This is a genomic window from Aeromicrobium sp. P5_D10 (assembly GCF_054049535.1).
In genome coordinates, this window is record NZ_JBFUME010000016.1 from 1 (window position 1) to 19,002 (window position 19,002).

General features: G+C 65.5%; 22 protein-coding genes and 1 riboswitch. Of the genes, 20 read left to right on the forward strand and 2 right to left on the reverse strand.

Going from position 1 to position 19,002, the window contains the following annotated elements:
- From ACXJKC_RS21315 to ACXJKC_RS21325, 3 genes are all read left to right on the forward strand, one after another.
- On the forward strand, nucleotides 1-246 hold a 246-nt coding region (locus ACXJKC_RS21315), incomplete at its 5' end, for an HNH endonuclease signature motif containing protein (protein ID WP_456698767.1).
- Between the two features lie 9 nt (nucleotides 247-255).
- Complete coding sequence (gene fmt, locus ACXJKC_RS21320) at nucleotides 256-1,194, forward strand: methionyl-tRNA formyltransferase (RefSeq protein ID WP_456698768.1); 939 nt, start codon at nucleotides 256-258, stop codon at nucleotides 1,192-1,194.
- Nucleotides 1,191-2,474 (forward strand): RsmB/NOP family class I SAM-dependent RNA methyltransferase, encoded by a 1,284-nt coding sequence (locus tag ACXJKC_RS21325; RefSeq protein ID WP_456698769.1) that lies wholly within the window; start codon nucleotides 1,191-1,193, stop codon nucleotides 2,472-2,474. Before fmt ends, ACXJKC_RS21325 begins: the two co-directional genes overlap by 4 nt.
- On the opposite strand, the gene ACXJKC_RS21330 is transcribed toward ACXJKC_RS21325, so the two are convergent.
- The gene (locus tag ACXJKC_RS21330; RefSeq protein ID WP_456698770.1) at nucleotides 2,457-3,872 is read right to left on the reverse strand and encodes an MFS transporter; all 1,416 of its coding nucleotides are present in this window, start codon (nucleotides 3,870-3,872) and stop codon (nucleotides 2,457-2,459) included. The two genes, ACXJKC_RS21325 and ACXJKC_RS21330, sit on opposite strands and share 18 nt — an antisense overlap.
- 115 nt (nucleotides 3,873-3,987) lie before the next feature.
- Between ACXJKC_RS21330 and ACXJKC_RS21335 the strand changes: the two genes are divergently transcribed.
- The 10 genes from ACXJKC_RS21335 to ACXJKC_RS21380 all read left to right on the forward strand — a co-directional run bounded on the left by ACXJKC_RS21335 (nucleotide 3,988) and on the right by ACXJKC_RS21380 (nucleotide 10,917).
- Entirely contained in the window at nucleotides 3,988-4,605 is a 618-nt protein-coding gene (locus tag ACXJKC_RS21335) for a TetR/AcrR family transcriptional regulator (protein WP_456698771.1), read from the forward strand.
- A gap of 32 nt (nucleotides 4,606-4,637) precedes the next feature.
- Nucleotides 4,638-5,300 (forward strand): ribulose-phosphate 3-epimerase, encoded by a 663-nt coding sequence (rpe, locus tag ACXJKC_RS21340; protein WP_456698772.1) that lies wholly within the window; start codon nucleotides 4,638-4,640, stop codon nucleotides 5,298-5,300.
- Nucleotides 5,301-5,341: 41 nt separating this feature from the next.
- Nucleotides 5,342-5,494: riboswitch (FMN riboswitch) on the forward strand.
- On the forward strand, nucleotides 5,479-6,489 hold the full coding sequence (gene ribD, locus ACXJKC_RS21345) for a bifunctional diaminohydroxyphosphoribosylaminopyrimidine deaminase/5-amino-6-(5-phosphoribosylamino)uracil reductase RibD (protein WP_456698773.1): 1,011 nt from the start codon (nucleotides 5,479-5,481) through the stop codon (nucleotides 6,487-6,489). Its footprint overlaps the riboswitch before it by 16 nt.
- The gene (locus tag ACXJKC_RS21350; RefSeq protein WP_456698774.1) at nucleotides 6,489-7,130 is read left to right on the forward strand and encodes a riboflavin synthase; all 642 of its coding nucleotides are present in this window, start codon (nucleotides 6,489-6,491) and stop codon (nucleotides 7,128-7,130) included. Before ribD ends, ACXJKC_RS21350 begins: the two co-directional genes overlap by 1 nt.
- Complete coding sequence (locus ACXJKC_RS21355; RefSeq protein WP_456698775.1) at nucleotides 7,127-8,359, forward strand: bifunctional 3,4-dihydroxy-2-butanone-4-phosphate synthase/GTP cyclohydrolase II; 1,233 nt, start codon at nucleotides 7,127-7,129, stop codon at nucleotides 8,357-8,359. The genes ACXJKC_RS21350 and ACXJKC_RS21355 overlap by 4 nt, the downstream gene beginning before the upstream one ends.
- Nucleotides 8,356-8,844 (forward strand): 6,7-dimethyl-8-ribityllumazine synthase, encoded by a 489-nt coding sequence (gene ribH / locus ACXJKC_RS21360; protein WP_456698776.1) that lies wholly within the window; start codon nucleotides 8,356-8,358, stop codon nucleotides 8,842-8,844. The genes ACXJKC_RS21355 and ribH overlap by 4 nt, the downstream gene beginning before the upstream one ends.
- Nucleotides 8,845-8,850: 6 nt before the next feature.
- The gene (locus ACXJKC_RS21365) at nucleotides 8,851-9,114 is read left to right on the forward strand and encodes a phosphoribosyl-ATP diphosphatase (RefSeq protein WP_396044782.1); all 264 of its coding nucleotides are present in this window, start codon (nucleotides 8,851-8,853) and stop codon (nucleotides 9,112-9,114) included.
- A gap of 92 nt (nucleotides 9,115-9,206) precedes the next feature.
- Entirely contained in the window at nucleotides 9,207-10,052 is an 846-nt protein-coding gene (gene hisG / locus ACXJKC_RS21370) for an ATP phosphoribosyltransferase (protein WP_456698777.1), read from the forward strand.
- Nucleotides 10,040-10,456: a PH domain-containing protein gene (locus ACXJKC_RS21375; protein WP_456698778.1), complete on the forward strand. Its 417-nt coding sequence runs from the start codon at nucleotides 10,040-10,042 to the stop codon at nucleotides 10,454-10,456. Before hisG ends, ACXJKC_RS21375 begins: the two co-directional genes overlap by 13 nt.
- Nucleotides 10,453-10,917: an SseB family protein gene (locus tag ACXJKC_RS21380; RefSeq protein WP_456698779.1), complete on the forward strand. Its 465-nt coding sequence runs from the start codon at nucleotides 10,453-10,455 to the stop codon at nucleotides 10,915-10,917. Before ACXJKC_RS21375 ends, ACXJKC_RS21380 begins: the two co-directional genes overlap by 4 nt.
- On the opposite strand, the gene ACXJKC_RS21385 is transcribed toward ACXJKC_RS21380, so the two are convergent.
- Complete coding sequence (locus ACXJKC_RS21385) at nucleotides 10,914-11,615, reverse strand: hypothetical protein (protein ID WP_456698780.1); 702 nt, start codon at nucleotides 11,613-11,615, stop codon at nucleotides 10,914-10,916. The two genes, ACXJKC_RS21380 and ACXJKC_RS21385, sit on opposite strands and share 4 nt — an antisense overlap.
- 419 nt (nucleotides 11,616-12,034) lie before the next feature.
- Between ACXJKC_RS21385 and infC the strand changes: the two genes are divergently transcribed.
- The 7 genes from infC to pheT all read left to right on the forward strand — a co-directional run bounded on the left by infC (nucleotide 12,035) and on the right by pheT (nucleotide 18,972).
- A complete protein-coding gene (gene infC / locus ACXJKC_RS21390; RefSeq protein WP_456698808.1) occupies nucleotides 12,035-12,694 on the forward strand; it encodes a translation initiation factor IF-3 in 660 nt (219 codons plus the stop codon).
- Nucleotides 12,695-12,889 (forward strand): 50S ribosomal protein L35, encoded by a 195-nt coding sequence (rpmI, locus tag ACXJKC_RS21395; protein ID WP_456698781.1) that lies wholly within the window; start codon nucleotides 12,695-12,697, stop codon nucleotides 12,887-12,889.
- Nucleotides 12,890-12,936: 47 nt separating this feature from the next.
- A complete protein-coding gene (gene rplT / locus ACXJKC_RS21400; protein WP_456698782.1) occupies nucleotides 12,937-13,344 on the forward strand; it encodes a 50S ribosomal protein L20 in 408 nt (135 codons plus the stop codon).
- A 20-nt stretch (nucleotides 13,345-13,364) separates the two neighbouring features.
- Complete coding sequence (locus ACXJKC_RS21405; protein ID WP_456698783.1) at nucleotides 13,365-14,177, forward strand: TrmH family RNA methyltransferase; 813 nt, start codon at nucleotides 13,365-13,367, stop codon at nucleotides 14,175-14,177.
- Between the two features lie 56 nt (nucleotides 14,178-14,233).
- On the forward strand, nucleotides 14,234-15,274 hold the full coding sequence (locus ACXJKC_RS21410) for a sensor histidine kinase (protein WP_456698784.1): 1,041 nt from the start codon (nucleotides 14,234-14,236) through the stop codon (nucleotides 15,272-15,274).
- A 72-nt stretch (nucleotides 15,275-15,346) separates the two neighbouring features.
- The gene (gene pheS, locus ACXJKC_RS21415) at nucleotides 15,347-16,450 is read left to right on the forward strand and encodes a phenylalanine--tRNA ligase subunit alpha (RefSeq protein ID WP_456698785.1); all 1,104 of its coding nucleotides are present in this window, start codon (nucleotides 15,347-15,349) and stop codon (nucleotides 16,448-16,450) included.
- Nucleotides 16,450-18,972, forward strand: a complete 2,523-nt coding sequence (pheT, locus tag ACXJKC_RS21420) for a phenylalanine--tRNA ligase subunit beta (protein ID WP_456698786.1) — start codon at nucleotides 16,450-16,452, stop codon at nucleotides 18,970-18,972. Before pheS ends, pheT begins: the two co-directional genes overlap by 1 nt.
- Nucleotides 18,973-19,002 lie beyond the last annotated feature (30 nt).

Genomic DNA, 19,002 nt, shown 5'->3' on the forward strand with positions numbered 1-19,002 from the left:
GACATTGCCGAAATCGGCTACCGACCCTCATCCAAGCTTCGCCGAGCTGTCGAGTTCCGCGACGGAACGTGCCAGTTCGCCACCTGTAGCCGTCCAGCAGTCGAGTGCGATCTCGACCATCAGATCCCCTGGCCCCACGGGCCCACCCACGCTGACAACCTCCAAGCACTCTGCCGGCGGCACCACCAGATGAAAACCCACCTCGGCATCAGCATCAGTGCAGGGGCGTCCATCGCCACCGCCTAGACTCGTCAGGTGAGAATCGTCTTTGCAGGAACCCCCGAGACGGCGCTCCCGTCGCTTGAGGCGCTGGTCGCCAGCCGCCACGATGTTGTCGCGGTGATCACCCGCCCTGACGCTCCGGCTGGTCGCGGCCGCACACTGACGGCGTCCCCGGTTGCTCAGGCGGCTGAGAAGCACGGCATCGAAGTGCTCAAACCGGCCAAACCTTCCGACCCAGATTTCATGGCCAGACTGCGTGAGATCGCGCCTGATTGCATCCCGATCGTCGCCTATGGTGCGCTGATCCGTCGCGAGGCGCTCGACATCCCCGAATGGGGCTGGATCAACCTGCACTTCTCGGTGCTCCCGTCATGGCGAGGTGCAGCACCCGTACAGCGCTCGATCATGGCCGGCGACGAAGTCACCGGAGCGACGGTGTTCAGCCTTGTGGAGGAACTCGACGCCGGACCAGTGCTGGGCACGATCACCGAGCTGATCCGCCCGGACGATACGTCCGAGGAACTACTGGCGCGCCTGGCCGACTGGGGCAGCAAGCTACTGGTCGACGTCATCGACCACATCGAGGACGGTGACATCGCGGCGGTCCCGCAGCCGGAAGACAATATCTCGTACGCCCCGAAGCTGAGCACGGAGGAGGGGCGCATCGAGTGGAACAGGCCCGCCTTCGCGATCGACCGGCACATTCGCGGCTGCACACCCGCGCCCGGCGCGTGGACGGTCCTCGGCGACGACCGGATCAAGATCGGGCCGGCGACGATCAGCGACGAACGTACTTTGCAGCCCGGCAAGATCGCGGTGGGCAAAAAGGAAGTCCGTGTCGGCACCGCGTCGACCGATCTCGTGCTCGGCGATGTGCAGGCGGTCGGCAAGAAGCGGATGCCTGCCGCCGACTGGGCCCGCGGTACCTCCTTTGGCGAAGATCCGAACTTTTCCTGGGAGCTGAGCTCATGACAGATCCGGTACGTTCAGTCGCCTTCCATGCATTGCGGGCCGTCGCCGAGCGAGATGCCTACATCAACCTGATCCTCCCCGCGATGCTCGACGAGCACCACATCGAGGGACGCGATGCGGCCTTCGCGACCGAGCTCGTCCACGGCACCGTCCGGCGTCAGGGCACGTACGACGCGATCATCGATCACGTCGCGAGCAAGGGGATCAAGTCGATTGACGGACCCGTTCTCGACGCTCTGAGATTGGGCGCGCATCAGCTGCTGAGCATGCGTGTTCCCTCCCACGCGGCGGTCTCCGAGACGGTCGACGTCGTCCGCCGCGAAATCGGGCACAAACCTGTGAGCTTCTCGAATGCGCTGTTGCGCAAGATCGGGCAGAAGGACCTCGACGGCTGGCTGGCGATCGTCACCGAGGGACTCGAAGGCGATGCTGCGAGAGCTGTCCGCACGTCGCACCCGCTGTGGATCGTCACGGCGCTGCGCGAGGCGCTTGGCGGACACGCCGCCCAGATTGACAAGCTGCTCGTGGCCGACAACGTGCCACCTCGGGTCACCTTGGTGGCTCGGCCGGGACTGTGCGATCCGGACGATCTTCCGGGCACTCCCGGAAAGCTCTCGCCGTACGCCAGGATCCTCGATGAGGGCGGCGATCCCGGTGAGATCACCCAGGTGCGCACCGGCCGAGCAGGCGTCCAGGACGAGGGATCGCAGCTTGTCGCGATCACCTTGGCCGACGCCGCAGTCGAAGGCAAGGACGATCTCTGGCTCGACGTGTGTGCTGGTCCCGGCGGTAAGGCGGCCCTGCTGGGTGCGCTCGCTGCTCAGCGCGGCGTCTCGCTCGTGGCCAATGAGATGCAGGAGCACCGGGCCGAGCTCGTGCGTCACGGCACCCGCCAGCTCAAGAACGTCGAAGTGACGGTGTTCGACGGACGCGAAGGCCCCTGGGAGGCCGGTTCCTTCGACCGCGTCCTCGTCGATGCGCCGTGCACGGGCCTGGGAGCGCTGCGACGCCGTCCCGAATCGCGCTGGCGCCGTAAGTCGTCCGATCTGCGAAAGCTGACCAGACTGCAGCAGCAGCTCCTGACGCGGGCACTTGAACTCGTCCGGCCCGGGGGAGTCGTGGCCTACGCGACCTGCTCGCCGCACGTACGCGAGACCACGGGCGTCATCGACGCCGTGACCGCCGAACGCGATGACGTCGATGTGGAGTCGACCCACCAGTGGTGGCCCCACATCGACGGCACCGACGCGATGTTCTGCGCGCTACTGCGCCGGCACTGAAACCGGGGCTTCAGCGCGGCGGGGTGAACGCATCACGACGGTCGCGATGAAGAACGCCACGAGGGCGAACGCCATCGCAGTGAGGAATGCGGCCTGGGCCCCGGGGACGACCTGGCCCGGCACGGAGCCTGAGGCGTAGACCGACACGATCACGGCGAGACCGACTGCGCCGCCCAGTTGCTGCATCGTCTGCAGCAGCCCCGACGCGGCTCCTGCGTGCTCGGACTCGACCCCGCTCAGGATCGCCACCGTGGTCGGCATGAACGCCAGTCCGGCCGATGCGCCGCTCAGGAGCATGGGGCCGAGGATCGCCGTGACGTAGTCGCTGGAGCTGCTGATCTGGCTGAGCCAGATGAAACTGACAGCCATGCCTAGCGTGCCGACCGCGATGAGACGCTGCGGGCCGTAGCGGGCCACCAGGGGCGCCGAGATCCGGGAGACCGCGAAGATCGCCAGCGTCAGGGGTAAGAAGGCGAAGCCGGATGCCAACGGCCCGAACCCCAGCACGGTCTGGTCGTACTGCACGAGCAGGAAGAACATCGGGAACTGTGATCCGACGAGCAGCGCCATCACGGCGAGTGCGCCGGCACGGCGACGGCTGCGCAGCAGCCCGAGGCGCAGCAACGGGTGGGGCACAACCCGTTCTGTACGGATGAACAGTGCGGCCAGGGCGGCGGCCAGGACAAAGCCGCCGATCGTGCCGATCGAGTCCCAGCCGTGGTCGGGCGCATTGATGAAGGCGTAGACCAGCGACACGGCGCCGAGGGTCGCGGCTGCTGCTCCGACGACGTCGAAGCGGCCGCTGCGGCGATCGGTCTCGTCGACGTAGCGACGTACGAGGGCGAGGACTGCGATGCCGATCGGGACGTTGATGAACAGGGTCCAGCGCCATGAGCCGAGATCGGTCAGCGCACCACCGAGGATGAGGCCCAGGGAACCGCCTGCTGACGAGACCGCGGTGAACAGTGCCAGCGCCCGGTTGCGAGAACCTTCGTCGGGCGTCGCGGTCATGAGCAGCGCAAGCACGCTGGGCGCGGCGATCGCGGCACCGACGCCCTGCACGATGCGGGCGGCCACGAGCAGCTCGGACGTCGGCGCGAGACCGCCTGCCAGCGATGCCACGGTGAAGAGGGCCAGACCAATCTGGAAGACCCGAAGTCGTCCGAAGACGTCACCGAGTCGTCCGCCCAGCAGCAGCAGGCCGCCGAACGCGAGGGTGTAGCCGTTGAGGACCCAGGAGAGGCCGGCTGTCGAGAAGCCGAGATCTTCTTTGATCGGAGGTAGTGCGACGTTCACGACGGTGGCGTCGAGGACGAGCATGAGCTGGGCGAGCAGAACGAGACTGATCCCGACGGTCGCGCGGCTGCGTGCGGGTCGCGCCGTGGAGACAGATGTCATGAGGAGCTTCCTGTGGTGGAGATGTGGAGTGGAGTAGAGTGGAGCGGAGAAGGACTCCGGTTCTTCGTGAGAAACAATACGGAGACTGTCTCCGTTTAGCAAGGGAGGACTCGCTGTGGCGTCCGTCACTGATCCCGCGACGACTGCTCCGGACCAGCAGACCAAGCCCTTGCGCGCTGATGCCCAGCGCAACTACGACAAGCTCGTGAGCGCTGCACGCGACGCTTTTCGTGCGCACGGTGCTGAGGCCTCCCTTGACGACATCGCGAAGCGGGCGGGCGTCGGACCGGGCACGCTCTACCGGCACTTCCCGACCCGCGACGATCTCATCGACGCCGTGATGCGTGACTGGACCCTGCAGGTCGACGCCGACAGCGAGGAGATTGTCCGATCGGGCCTTCCGGCAGACCAGGCGCTGATCGCCTGGTTCGGGAGGTTCGTCGAGAACGTCGGCATCTACAACGGTGCGGCCGCCAAGCTCACTGCTGCGATGGACGACGAGTCGTCCCCGATCTACCGCAAGTGCCAGACCCTCGTCGGCGCCAACGACAAGGTCCTCGCGCACGTAGCTTCCCTGGGAGCCCTGCGCGATGGCGTCGAATCGCGACAGGTCATGCGGCTCGTGAGCGGCGTCGCTAGCGTCGTCGACCAAGCCGGCCTCGATCCCCAGCAGTCCGGACCCATGCTGCGCATCGTCGTCGACGGCATCCTGCGCGACCCTGACGCCTCCTGAGGGGGACCGGCGGCGGCCACTACGCTGGGACCATGGGCATCCAGATCACCCCGAGCATGCTGTCGGCCGACTTCGCCAACCTCGAGGCTGAGGCGGCCCGCATCAGCGGCGCCGACTGGCTCCACATGGACGTCATGGACAACCACTTCGTCCCCAATCTGACGCTCGGGCTGCCCATCATCGAGGCCGTCGCCAAGGTTGCCAAGCAGCCGATCGACGCCCACCTGATGATCGCGGACCCTGACCGTTGGGCGCCGGCCTACGCCGAGGCAGGCGCTGGCAGCATCACGTTCCATGTCGAGGCCGCCGCGGCGCCGATCCGCCTGGCGAGGGAGATCAGGGCTCAGGGTGCCCGCGCGTCGATGGCGCTCAAGCCCGCGACGCCGATCGAGCCGTACGAAGACATGCTCCCTGAGCTCGACATGGTGCTGATCATGACCGTGGAGCCGGGTTTCGGAGGCCAGAAGTTCCTCGATGTATGCCTGCCGAAGATCAAGCGCGCCCGCCAGCTGATCGACAAGCACGGCGGCGACATCTGGTTGCAGGTCGACGGGGGAGTCTCGGTCGAGACGATCGAGCGCTGTGCCGAGGCCGGAGCGGATGTTTTCGTGGCCGGATCCGCCGTGTTCGGAGCCGACGATCCGGATGACATGGTCTCGCAGTTGCGTTCACGTGCTGGACGTCACTGTCACTGACTTCTCCGAGGGGGATATCATCGGTGCAACGAGCAATAGCTCGCGTGCTCCGGGGTCGGTGTAATTCCGAACCGGCGGTGATAGTCCGCGACCCGGGTCTTAGCTCTGTGAATTGAAAAGCGCAGTGATGAGATCCGGTTGAGCCGGTGAAATTCCGGCACCGACGGTGAAAGTCCGGATGGTAGGAGCATATTGCCGTGGGGGGGCCCGCCCCCGCCCGCTGCCGAACCCCAGGGTCGGCTGCGTGCTGCTGGCCCCGGACGGCTCCGAGATCGCGGTGGGCAAGCACCTGGGGGCCGGCCAGCCGCATGCTGAGGTCGATGCACTGACCCAAGCCGGGGAGCGGGCCCGCGGAGCGACTGCCGTCGTGACGCTCGAGCCCTGCAATCACACGGGCCGAACCGGCCCGTGCGCCCAAGCGCTGATCGAGGCGGGGGTGGCGCGTGTCGTGTTCGCGCAGATCGATCCCGACCGTACTGGTGCAGGCGGCGCCAAGACCCTCCGTGCAGCAGGCATAGAGGTCGAGGCCGGTGTCATGGCCGAAGAAGCGACCGACCTCAACGTCGAATGGACGTTCGCAGTCACCTCTGGTCGTCCGTTCGTGACCTGGAAGTACGCCGCGACGCTCGACGGACTCAGCGCAGCGCCTGACGGCACCAGCAAGTGGATCACGAGCGCCGAAGCGCGCCGCGATGTGCAGACATTCCGTGCCAGGACCGACGCGATCGTGGCTGGCACCGGCGCGGTGCTTGCCGATGACCCCCGCCTGACGGTCCGCGATGCCAATGACATGCCATTGCCGTACGACCAACAGCCCTTGCGGGTCGTGGTCGGCGAGACCAAGATCCCCAACTACTTCCGGGTTTTCGACCGGGTCGCACCGACGCTCATGATCCAGTCGCGTGACCCCGAAGTCGTGCTCAAGAAGCTCGTCGAGAACGATATCCGGCACATCTGGCTCGAGGGCGGTCCCCGCCTGGCCGGCGCGTTCTGGAATGCCGGCGTCATCGACCGGATCATCGGCTACATGGCCCCGGCGATGCTGGGCTCCGGCCGGGCGGCACTAGAGGGCGAAGCCACCACACTGGCCGACCTGCGACCGATCCACATCGAGGACCTGAAGATGGTGGGCCCCGACATCCGCATCATCGGCACCCCCGGCCGCATGCCACGAGAGGATTTCGACTGATGTTCACCGGACTCGTGGAAGAAAAGGGCGCGGTCATTGCGGTCGAGGACCTCGGTGATTCCGTGCGCCTGACGATCCGTGGGCCGATCGTCACGTCGGACGCCGGACACGGCGACTCGATCGCGGTGAACGGCTGCTGTCTGACCGTCATGACTCAGGATGCCGACACATTCGGCGCCGATGTCATGAAGGAGTCGCTCGACAAGACCTCATTGGGTGACCTGGCGGTCGGTGACGAGGTCAATCTCGAACGCGCTACTCAGGCGGGTGCCCGGCTCGGCGGTCACATCGTCCAAGGGCACGTCGACGGTACCGGGCACATCATCGACCGGACCCCCAGCGAGCACTGGGAGATCGTCCGAATCGCTCTGCCGTCCGAGCTGGCCAGATATCTCGTCGACAAGGGCTCGATCACGGTTGACGGCACCTCGTTGACAGTCGTTCAGGTCGTGGACGGCACCGACAAGCAGGAGTCCTGGTTCTCGGTCTCCCTGATCCCCACCACATTGGCCGATACGACACTCGGCACCAAAAGCCCAGGCGACCGGGTCAATCTCGAGGTCGACATCCTCGCCAAGTACGTCGAGCGCCTGCTGGGCGGCTCCGCATCTGGGCAGAACACCGAAGGAGCAACGTCATGAGTGAACACGAGAGCGTGCGGCTCGACAGCATCGAACGCGCGATCGCGGACTTCCGCGACGGCAAGGCCATCGTGGTCGTCGACGATGAAGGCCGCGAGAACGAAGGCGACATCATCTTCGCCGCGAGCAAGGCGACGCCCGAGCTCATGGCGTTCCTGGTGCGCTACTCCAGCGGACTGATCTGCGCCCCGATCACCGGTGAGATCCTCGACCGCCTCGCGATCCCGCTCATGACACCGCACAATCGCGAGAAGATGCGCACGGCTTACACGATCTCGATCGACGCCCGGGACGGCATCACGACCGGCATCTCGGCGGCCGACCGGGCCCGCACTTGCAGGGTGCTCGCCGACTCGGCGACCGAGCCATTCGAGCTCAACCAGCCGGGCCACATCATCCCGCTACGGGCCAAGCCCGGCGGAGTGCTGGAGCGTGACGGCCACACCGAGGCCGCGGTCGACTTCGCCAGGCTTGCGGGGCTCACCCCGGCCGGTGTGATCGGCGAGGTGTTGAACGACGATGGCACCTTGATGCGTGCCCCCGAGCTGCGGAAGTTCGCCGACGAGCACGGCATCGCCTTGGTCTCGATCGAGGACCTCCAGGTCTACCGCCGGTTGCACGAGTCGCAGGTCGACCGTCTGGCCACGACGCGCCTTCCCACCGAGTTCGGCGAGTTCACCGCCCATGGCTACCGCGACCGGATCGAAGGATCGGAGCACGTGGCCCTGGTGTTCGGCGACCCCGGCACCGAGGATGTCTTGGTCCGCATCCATTCCGAATGTCTGACCGGCGATGTGTTCGGCTCGCGCCGCTGTGACTGCGGCCCGCAGCTCGAACTCTCGATGACCGAGATCACCGCCGCCGGAGCCGGCATCGTGGTCTACCTGCGCGGACACGAAGGACGCGGAATCGGCCTGCTGCACAAGTTGCAGGCATATGCGCTGCAGGACGCCGGCAAGGACACAGTCGACGCGAACACCGAGCTCGGTTTCGGCGAGGACGAGCGTGACTACGCTGCTGGCGCGCAGATCCTGCGCGACCTGGGGGTCACCTCGGTTCGTCTGTTGACCAATAACCCCGACAAGACCACGGCGCTGGAGGCGTACGGCGTCAAGGTCAGCGAACGCCTGCCGCTGCTGATCGCGCCGACCGAAGACAGCCTGCGCTATCTGCAGACCAAGGCCGAACGTATGGGCCACGATCTGCCCGGACTGGGAGAAGAAGCATGAGTGGACGCGGAGCACCTGAGCTGGCGGTCGACGCTGCAGGCGCCAAAGTCGCGATCGTCGCGTCGAGCTGGCACACCGAGGTCATGGACGGACTCATCGTGGGTGCGCAGAACGCGCTGGCCGAGGCGCAGGTCACCGACGTGACGCTCGTCCGCGCCCCGGGCTCCTTCGAACTGCCGTTGATCTCGCAGGCCTACGCCAACAACGGCTACGACGCGGTGATCGCGCTCGGAGTCATCATCCGGGGCGGAACCCCGCACTTCGAGTACGTCTCGCAGGCCGCGACGGACGGACTCAACCGGGTCGCGCTCGACACCGGCGTGCCGATCGGCTTCGGTCTGCTGACGTGTGACAACGACGAGCAGGCGCTCGACCGGGCCGGACTGCCCGGCAGCCGTGAGGACAAAGGCCGCGAGGCTACCCAGGCGGCATTGCTGACGCTCAACGTCCTGCGTTCGGTCGCTGGAACCTCACCGATAGACTGACCCGCGATGAAGACCTTCGATGACCTCTTCGCCGAGCTGACCGACAAGGCAGCTCGCCGCCCCGAGGGCTCGCGCACCGTCGCCGAGCTCGATGCTGGCGTGCACTCGATCGGCAAGAAGCTCGTCGAGGAAGCTGCCGAATCCTGGATGGCCGCCGAACATGAGGGCGCTGAGCGCACTGCCGAGGAGATCAGCCAGCTGCTCTACCACGCGCAGGTCATGATGATCGCGTCCGGAATCTCGCTCGACGACGTTTACGCGCATCTGTGACGGATCGGCCGAAGCTCCTTGCCGGAGCAGACGCCCGTCCGTGCCTTCGACCTCCGTCACAGACCCCATAGAAACTTCGAGAAGAGAATTCCATGCTCAAGATCGCGGTACCCAACAAGGGTGCACTCGCTGAAGCTGCCGCCCAGATGCTGGCCGAGGCCGGTTATCGTCAGCGCCGCAACTCCAAGGACCTGGTCACCCTCGACCCCGACAACGATGTCGAATTCTTCTACCTCCGGCCGCGAGACATCGCGATCTACGTGGGCGAAGGAACGCTCGACGCAGGTATCACCGGCCGTGACCTGCTGCTCGACTCGCAGGCTCACGCCGCTGAGAACACGACGCTCGGCTTCGGCGCATCGACATTCCGGTTCGCCGCGCCGATCGGCGCGATGAGCAAGCTCGACGATCTGCAGGGCGCGCGCATCGCGACCTCGTACGAGGGAATCGTCGGCACGTACCTGGCTGAGCGCGGTATCACCGCCGAGGTCGTCCGGCTCGATGGTGCGGTCGAGTCGTCGATCCGCCTCGGTGTGGCCGATGCGATCGCCGACGTCGTCGAGACCGGAAGCACATTGAAGCAGGCTGACCTCGAAGTCTTCGGCGACCCCATCTTGTCGTCGGAGGCAGTGCTGATCACCCGTCAGGGCGCCGACGAGCCTGTGGGATTCGAGATCTTCAAGCGCCGTATCGACAGTGTTCTGGTCGCGCGGACCTACGTCATGATGGATTACGACATCCGGGTCGGCCAGGTCGACGCGGCCGTCGAGCTGACCCCCGGCATCGAGTCGCCGACCGTGTCGCCGCTTCATCGCGAAGGGTGGGTCGCCGTACGGTCGATGGTGCCCCGCGATTCAGCCCAGAAGGTCATGGACAAGCTGTACGGGCTGGGCGCCCGCGGCATTTTGGTGACGGACATTCTGGCGTGTCGGATCTGAAGACATTCCGCCCCGGCGGAGCACGCGTCGTCGCCTACGCGGTGGCGGTCATCATGCTCGCGCTGACCTTCGCGATCTCCTGGGCACTGCCTGACGAGATCTACTTCACGACGGCTGAGACGATCACATTGTGGCTCATCATCCTTGCGATGCTGGTGCTGCTGCACGGCGTGGGACGCAGCTACGTGCGGGTGACCGACGAGGGCGTCGAGGTGCTCAACGGGTACCGCCGGCACAGCGTCGCATGGTCCGACATCGAGGGATTCGCGATGAACACGGGTGCGCCCTGGCCGACACTGGTGACCAAGGACGACGAGCGGGTCAATCTGTTCGGCATCCAGGGCAGTGACGGGAAGTACGCGCGCGAGGCCGTGGCATATCTACGCGGCAGGCTGGAATCATGACGCACGGACACGACAGGTCCCTGGCCAGTCCCCAGTTCCCGGGCGATGACGGCACCGTGGCTCCCGAGTTGGCCGCGGCATTCGGTAACGATCTGGCCGTCTTGCAGGTCCTGCCAGAGGTTCGGGTCTTCGTGCCGATCGTGGCCCTGCTCGGGGAAGTCCCGGCCGAAGGTGACAAGAACGCCGATATGGCCGCTGTCCTGATGACCGGAGCCGACGGACGTCAGGCGCTGCTGGCGTTCAGCAGTGTGGCCACGATGGCGGTCTGGGATCCGCAGGCCCGTCCCGTGCCGATCCTCGGACGTGACGCCGCCCGGGCGACACTCGACGAAGGAGCCGCCGCGATCCTGCTCGACCTGGCCAACCCCAGCTTCACGGTTGTCGAGACCGATGACGTCGAACACTTGGCGGCCGGCCATCGGCTGGTGACTTCCGAGGCCGGCCCGGCCTGGCTGGTCTAGGGAGCGTGTGAGATCGGGCCTGCGCCAATCGAGTAGGCCGTCAGGGCATAGTCTCCGTTGACGTTGGACAGGTCACCGGTGAGTATCTCGCCGCCACATGTGCCCGAAGCTGGGACCCTTCCACCGGTACCGGAGTAGGCAGTCAGCTCCAGCGGGTACGCGGGGATGGAGTTGATCGTCAGGCGGGCATCCGGGCTGCCGACGCCCGGGTAGAGCGTGCCGTGCACTCCGACGCCGGTCGCGGCCTTCGCGAAGAACTCACAGTTCGGTCGGTAGAAGTACCAGGACATGTTCGTGATGGTCACGTCGATCGGATCCCCCGCATTCGCGGGAGTGTTCCTGACCTTGATGGTCCAAGCGCTGGTGCCCATCGAGATGTTTGTGGGCATGTTGAGCACGCCCGTCAGGCAGGTCGCCGTGATGTTGGTGACTTCACCGATCGTGGTTCCGGCGAGCACCGACGCGCCAGGAGTGACGGTGCCGCGGATGCCCGCGTTGGTGCAATTGATGTTGACGCCATAGTCCGTGACGAATGCGACCGAACTGGTCCCTAGGTCCTCGAAGTTGCGCGATGTTCCGGCCTTGCTGCCATTGACGGTGATGTAGGTCGTCGGGCCAGCGATGGCGGCTGTGCTCGCGAGCAGCACCATCGCTACTGCGGCAGCACTTGCCTTGGTCAGAGTCGTCGTGCGGATCATGTCATTGCCTCCATCGGATCGGTTGCCCACCAACCTGCCCTGCGGATGTGAGTGTGACCAGAAAATATGCAGGAATTGCAGCAAGCCGGGATGGACGCCCCACAATTAGGCGGTGACGAGCTCTGGTTCCCTCCACCGGATTTGGAGCCGAAGCGCCGTCGCTGATACCCTGGTGGACGAAGTGGAGGCCCACCTCCCACCTGCGTGGCTTACGGTTGCGGGGTACGAGTCGGTTCAGCACGAATCGCGACATTGCATCATGATGCCGCCGAACCGACCTGAGACGCGTTTTTGACGAGCGCGTCGCTTGGTGGCTTCCGTTTCGGACGGGGGCCATTTTCTTCGTAAAGAAGACTTTCCGTGGCCTCCCTTCAATCTCAGGAGGATTTATCACCACAGAGCTGCGCGTCAACGACCGAATCCGCGTTCCAGAAGTACGCCTTGTCGGTCCTGGCGGTGAACAGGTAGGCATCGTCCGTATCGAAGATGCCCTGCGACTGGCTGCTGAAGCCGATCTCGATCTCGTTGAGGTTGCTCCGACAGCTCGTCCGCCCGTCTGCCGTCTCATGGACTACGGCAAGTTCAAGTACGAGACTGCCCAGAAGGCCCGCGAGTCACGCCGCAATCAGACCAACACCATCATCAAAGAGATGAAGTTGCGTCCGAAGATCGATCAGCACGACTACGACACGAAAAAGGGTCACGTCGTCCGATTCCTCAAGGCCGGCGACAAAGTCAAGATCACGATCATGTTCCGCGGCCGCGAGCAGCACCGTCCCGAGCTGGGATACCGCCTGCTGCAGCGTCTTGCCGCCGACGTCGAGGATCTCGGCTTCATCGAGTCCAATGCGCGCCAAGACGGCCGCAATATGACGATGGTCCTCGGTCCGCACAAGAAGAAGTCCGAAGCCCAAGCGGAGGTCAAGGCCGAAAAGGCTGTGACGACTGCTGCGAAGGTCGCTGAGAAGGAAGCCGAAGAGGCTGAGGTCAAGGCGCATCGCGAGGCCGCCCAGGCGGTTGCAACACCCAAGAAGCCCCGTCGTCGTTCCGAGAACCTCGACCCAGACATGGAGGCATAAATGCCGAAGTTCAAGCCCCACTCGGGTATGAAGAAGCGCGTCAAGCTCACCGGCAGCGGCAAGCTGCGTCGTGAGCAGACCAACCGTCGCCACCTGCTCGAGGTCAAGTCCTCGTCGCGCAAGCGTCGCCTCGAAGGCACCACGGCAGTCTCCAAGAACGATGTGCCCCGCGTGAAGAAGATGCTCGGTCTCTGACCGCGCGTTCCACCCCATTCCACCTAAGAACTTGAAGGAGAACTGAGATGGCACGCGTCAAGCGCTCAGTCAACGCACAGAAGAAGCGCCGTCAGACACTTGAACGGGCCGCGGGCTACCGCGGTCAGCGTTCGCGTCTGTACCGCAAGGCCAAGGAGCAGGTCACTCACTCACTGGTCTACAGCTACCGTGACCGCAAGGCCAAGAAGGGCGACTTCCGTCGTCTCTGGATCCAGCGCATCAACGCTGCGGTCCGCGCCGAGGGCATGACCTACAACCGCTTCATTCAGGGCCTCAAAGCCGCTGAGGTCGAGGTCGACCGCAAGATCCTGGCCGAGCTGGCCGTCAACGAGCCGGCTGCCTTCTCGGCACTCGTGCAGGTCGCGAAGGACAACCTTCCGGCCGACGTCAACGCTCCGAAGACTGATTCGTCCAAGGATGGCGCCGCGGCCTGAGCCGTGGCACCCGACGCATAGTGGCGAGCACGACTGGTGAGTTCACCGTCCGATCAGGACGCGTGAAACACGCCAGGCGGCTCGCCACTCGTGCGTATCGGCTCTCGAATCGGGAGTTTTTGGCGGAGGGTCCCCAAGCGGTACGAGAAGCGCTTGAAACCTCTGGTGTGACGCAAGAAGTCTTCGCGACCGTCGACGCCACTGATCAGCACGCCGATTTGGTCGCCGCAGCCCGAGCGGGCGGGATTGACTGGCACATCGTCACCGACGATGTCGTCGAAGCGATCTGCGACACCGTGCAGCCACAGGGCGTCGTCGCCCGCTGCGCAATGCTCGACCGCCCCTTGGAGGCATTCCTCGATCGCGCGCCGTCCTTCGTGGTCGTCTGTGCCGATATTCGTGATCCGGGCAACGCCGGTGCCGTCATCCGGTGTGCCGACGCAGCAGGCGCGGACGGCGTCATCCTGGTCGGCGACAGCGTCGATCCGTACAACCCGAAGTCCGTGCGCGCGAGCGTCGGCAGCATCTTCCACCTGCCGCTGGTCATCGATCGCGACACCGAGACGGTGTTGGAGAGCCTCCAGACCAGCGGCTTCCAGGTACTGGCCGCCGACGGCGGGGGAGATGTCGATCTGTTCGACGAGGCACTCGACCTGTCGGCGCCGACAGCCTGGCTCATGGGCAATGAGGCGTGGGGCCTGCCCGAACAGACACGCACGTTGGCCGATCGCGTTGTCGCGGTGCCGATCTACGGGCGGGCCGAGAGCCTGAATCTGGCCACAGCGGCCGCGGTCTGCCTCTACACGACGGCACGCGCGCGTCTCACTGACTAAAACTTTGGCCCTACCGGTGCATGGGGATTAGTTCTTTAGTACTAGATTCTGTGGTCATGGACTACGACGACTATCCGGACGGCGTGCTGATCGCCGGACCTGATGGGACGGTCGAGTACGTCAATCCGCGGATCAAAATCATGGCCCGCGCCGTCGGAGACGAAATGCTCGGGATGCATATCTCCGAAGCAGTGCCGTTCGACGACCTGAACGGCAACTCCTGGTACGACTGCACCAGGCCATATGACGGCCTCAACATCCGCAGCCGGTTGTCCGAATCCTCGTGGTGGTCGCCGAAAGGCAGCGAATACCTGATCACCGCCTCCCTGATGCGGAACCGGCCGGCCGGACCCGTGCAGCGTGTTGTCGTCAGCGTCCGGAACGCCCGGATCCGGAACCAGGCCGACCGCGAACGTTCGGATCTGGTGGCGACAGTCGCCCATGAGCTTCGCTCGCCGTTGACCGGGATCAAGGGATTCAGTTCGACGCTGCTGACCAAATGGGAGAAGTTCTCCGAGGAACAACGCCAGCTCATGCTCGAAACGATCGACGCCGACGCCGACCGGTTGAGCCGGCTCATCACCGAGTTGCTCGACGCGGCTCGTATCGATGCAGGACGACTGACACTGCGACGCGGGCCGGTCAAGTTGCCAGAGGTCGTCCGGCACGTGCTGACGAATGCATCGGCCGGCAAAGGCGAGCCGTTCGAGATCAGCATCAAAGATGACGTCGATCTGATCTGGGGTGATAGCGACCGGATCCACCAAGTCGTCACGAACCTGGTCGAGAACGCGCTGCGCCACGGCTTCGGTCTTCGCGAAGTCGCCGTCCAGAACGCCGAGCATGGCCCGAAAGGCGCAGGGGTACTGCTGCAGGTGCATGACAACGGTCCGGGAATTCCGGTCGAGATGCGCCAACGGGTGTTCAGCAGATTCTGGCGCTCGGGTCCGGGGGCCGGCAGCGGACTGGGCATGTACATCGTCCGCGGCATCGTGGAGGAACACGGCGGAAACATCGAGATCAGTGACGCCGAAGGCGGCGGTGCGCAGATCCGGGTGTGGTTCCCGATCAACGAGCCAGACACGATGACCGACTGACGGCGAGCGTCACTAGACTCAGGGGGTGCCCCGGATCTTGCGGGCACGTCCCGATCGAAAGCCAGGTTTGCTGTGTCCGCGCCCAACTCGTCGTACGACCCGGTGGAAGTGACTCCGTTGCACGCAGATGAGATCGAGCGGATGCGCGTCGAGGCCTTGGCCGCGATCGATGCCGCCAGCTCGCTGGAGGAGCTGCTGCAGGTGCGGGCCGACCATGTCGGCGATCGTTCGCCCATCGCTTTGGCCAACCGCGAGATCGGTGCGCTGCCGCCTCAGGCGCGCAAGGAGGCCGGTCAGCGCATCGGCCAGGCGCGCGGCGCAATCAATCAGGCGCTGGCGGCCAAGACTGCCGAAGCCGAAGCGGCCGCCGAGGAGCAGGCGCTGGTCACCGAGACGGTCGACGTGACATTGCCGTGGGATGTCGCCCCGGTGGGAGCACGCCATCCGATCACGACATTGTCCGAGCACATCGCCGACATCTTCGTCTCGATGGGCTGGGAGATCGCCGAGGGTCCCGAGGTCGAGGCCGAGTGGCTCAACTTCGATGCGCTGAACCTCGGCCCGGACCATCCGGCACGCACGATGCAGGACACGTTCTGGGTCACTCCCGAAAAGGCCGCGATGGTGCTGCGCACCCACACGTCGCCGGTGCAGGCCCGGACGATGCTGACCCGCAAACCACCCATCTACATCGCGTGCCCCGGGCGCGTCTTTCGCACCGACGAGCTCGACGCGACGCATTCGCCGGTGTTCCACCAGGTTGAGGGGCTCGCGATCGACGAAGGACTGTCGATGGCGCACCTGAAAGGCACGCTCGACCATTTCGCGCAGGCGATCTACGGCGACGGTATGACGACCCGGTTCCGTCCGTCGTACTTCCCGTTCACCGAGCCGAGCGCCGAGATGGACCTGCTCTGCTACGTGTGCCACAACGAGCCCGACGCGGTCGCCGACTGCCGTACGTGCAAGGGCGAAGGCTGGGTCGAGTGGGGCGGCTGCGGCGTCGTCAACCCGCGCGTGCTGATCGCCTGCGGTGTCGACCCCGAACGGTACTCGGGCTTCGCATTCGGCATCGGCATCGATCGCACCATCACGTCCCGCTACGACATCGCCGATCTGCGCGATCTGTTCGATGGCGACATCCGTTTCACCGAGCCGTTCGGAGTTGAGCTGTAATGCGTGTTCCTGTCAGCTGGTTGCACGAGTACGTCGACCTGCCTGCGGGCCTGTCGACCGTCGACCTGGCTGCGCGTCTCACGGCGTTCGACCTCAAACTCGAAGAGATCGTCTCGTCCGGTATCAGTGGACCGCTGACCGTCGGTCGGGTGCTCAACCTGGTCAAGGAAGAGCAGAAGAACGGCAAGACGATCAACTGGTGCCGGGTCGACGTCGGTCCCGAGCACAATGACCCCTCAGTGCCCGACGCCCCCGGCGAAGACGTGCCGTCGCGCGGCATCATCTGCGGTGCGCACAACTTCGTCGAAGGCGATCTCGTCGTCGTCTCGCTACCTGGCACGGTGCTGCCGTCCTTGGCGCAGTACATCCCGGGGGGCGTGATCTCGGCGCGCAAGACCTACGGGCACGTGTCCGACGGCATGATCTGCTCGACCTCCGAGGTCGGACTGCCAGGTGACGCCAGCGGAATCATCGTCCTCGATCCCGACTCGGCCAAGCCCGGCGACGACGCGATCGAGCTGCTCGGACTCGGTGAGGAGGTCCTCGACCTCGAGGTCAACCCCGACCGGGCGTACGCGCTGTCGATGCGCGGTGTCGCCCGCGACGCGGCCATCGCCTTCGGTGTGCCGTTCCACGATCCGGCCGACATCCCGGTCGAGACGTCGGGCGAGTCGTATCCCGTCCGGGTCGACGACCCTGCGGCCTGTCCGGTGTTCACGATGCGTGAGGTCACCGGCTTTGACCCGAGCAGCCCTACGCCAGCGTGGATGTCGAGTCGGCTCGAGCTGGCAGGTATGCGATCGATCTCGCTCGCCGTCGACGTCAGCAACTACGTCATGCTCGAGCTGGGTCAGCCCTCGCACGCATATGACAAGGACAAGCTGCGCGGTGACATCGTGGTGCGACGTGCGCACGAGGGCGAGTCGATCAAGACCCTCGACGATGTCGTCCGTCCGTTGGACCCGGCCGATCTGCTGATCGCCGACGACAACGGCCCGGTGGGTCTGGCCGGCGTCATGGGTGCCGACTCGGTCGAGATCGACGACAACACGACCAATATCGTGATCGAGGCCGCCTACTTCGATCCGCCGACGGTCTTCCGGGCGGCCCGCCGTCACAAGCTGACGTCCGAAGCCGGTAAGCGCAATGAGCGCGGTATCGACACGACGTTGCAGGCGCGAGCCACGACGCGGGTGGCCGAACTGCTCGCCGAACTGGGTGGCGGAACTGTCTCACCGGGTCTGACGATTGTGGGCCAGGGGCCTGATCCGTCGCCGATAGTCGTGACGGCCGACCTGCCGTCCCGGATCACCGGCGTCGATATCGACGCGCCGACGGCGATCTCCGCGCTCGAGGTCAATGGCTGCGTTGTGGCGGTCGACGGTGACCAGCTCACGGTGACCCCGCCGACCTGGCGTCCCGATCTGACCGATCCCTATGACGTCGTCGAAGAGGTGCTGCGCGTCGTCGGATATGACAAGGTGCCCTCGATCGTGCCGACGGCTCCGGCAGGTCGCGGCCTGACGGCGTCGCAGAAGCTGCGTCGCCGCGCCGGCATGGTGCTGGCCGGAGCCGGACTGGTCGAGGTCAAGACGTTCCCGTTCGCCGGCCCTGGCGACTGGGACAAGCTCGGACTCGACGCCGACGATGCCCGCCGCCGTCAGGTGCTGCTGGAGAATCCGTTGTCGGCCGAAGAGCCCGGGCTGACGACGACCCTGCTGACCGGACTGCTGCGCAGCCTGGCGCTCAACGTCGGCCGGGGACACTCCGATGTCCACATCACCGAGACGGGACGGGTCTTCCTGCCCCAGGTCGGTGCGGGTGAGGCACCGATCTACGGTGTCGATCGACGTCCCTCCGATGAAGAGCTGGCCGCATTCGACGTTTCGCTGCCTCACCAGCCGTTCCACGTCGGGCTCGTGATGAGCGGTGAACGGATCCGGTCGGGCTGGGCCGGGCCCGGGCGTGCCGCAAGCTGGGCCGACGCGATCGCAGTGGTGCGTCAGCTGGCCTCCTCGATGTTCGTCGACGTCGAGGTGCGTCAAGCGCAGACCGCGCCGTGGCACCCCGGCCGTTGCGCCGAGATCGTGCTGGACGGCGAAGTCATCGGACATGCCGGTGAGCTGCACCCGCGCGTGCTCAAGGCGTACGGGCTGCCGGCCCGCGTGGCCGCCGCCGAGATCGATCTGGACGCGCTGATTGCCGCTTCGCCGGCAGTCGGTCCCCGCCCGGAGTTCTCGACGTTCCCGGTCGCCAAGGAGGATCTGGCTTTTGTCGTCGATGTTTCGGTTGCTGCCGGCGAGCTCGAGGCAGCGATCGCGGGATCGAGTGAGCTGATCGAATCGGCGCGCCTGTTCGACGTCTACAGCGGCAGTCAGGTCCCCGAGGGCAAGAAGTCCCTGGCCTTCGCCCTGCGTCTGCGGGCTCAAGACCACACCCTGACGGAAAAAGAGATCCGCGAAGTCAGGGAACACGCCGTGAGCGAAGCGAGCAGGCGAACCGGAGCAACCCTCCGCACCTAACGCTCATGAGTCACTGGGTTACCGTCCGCG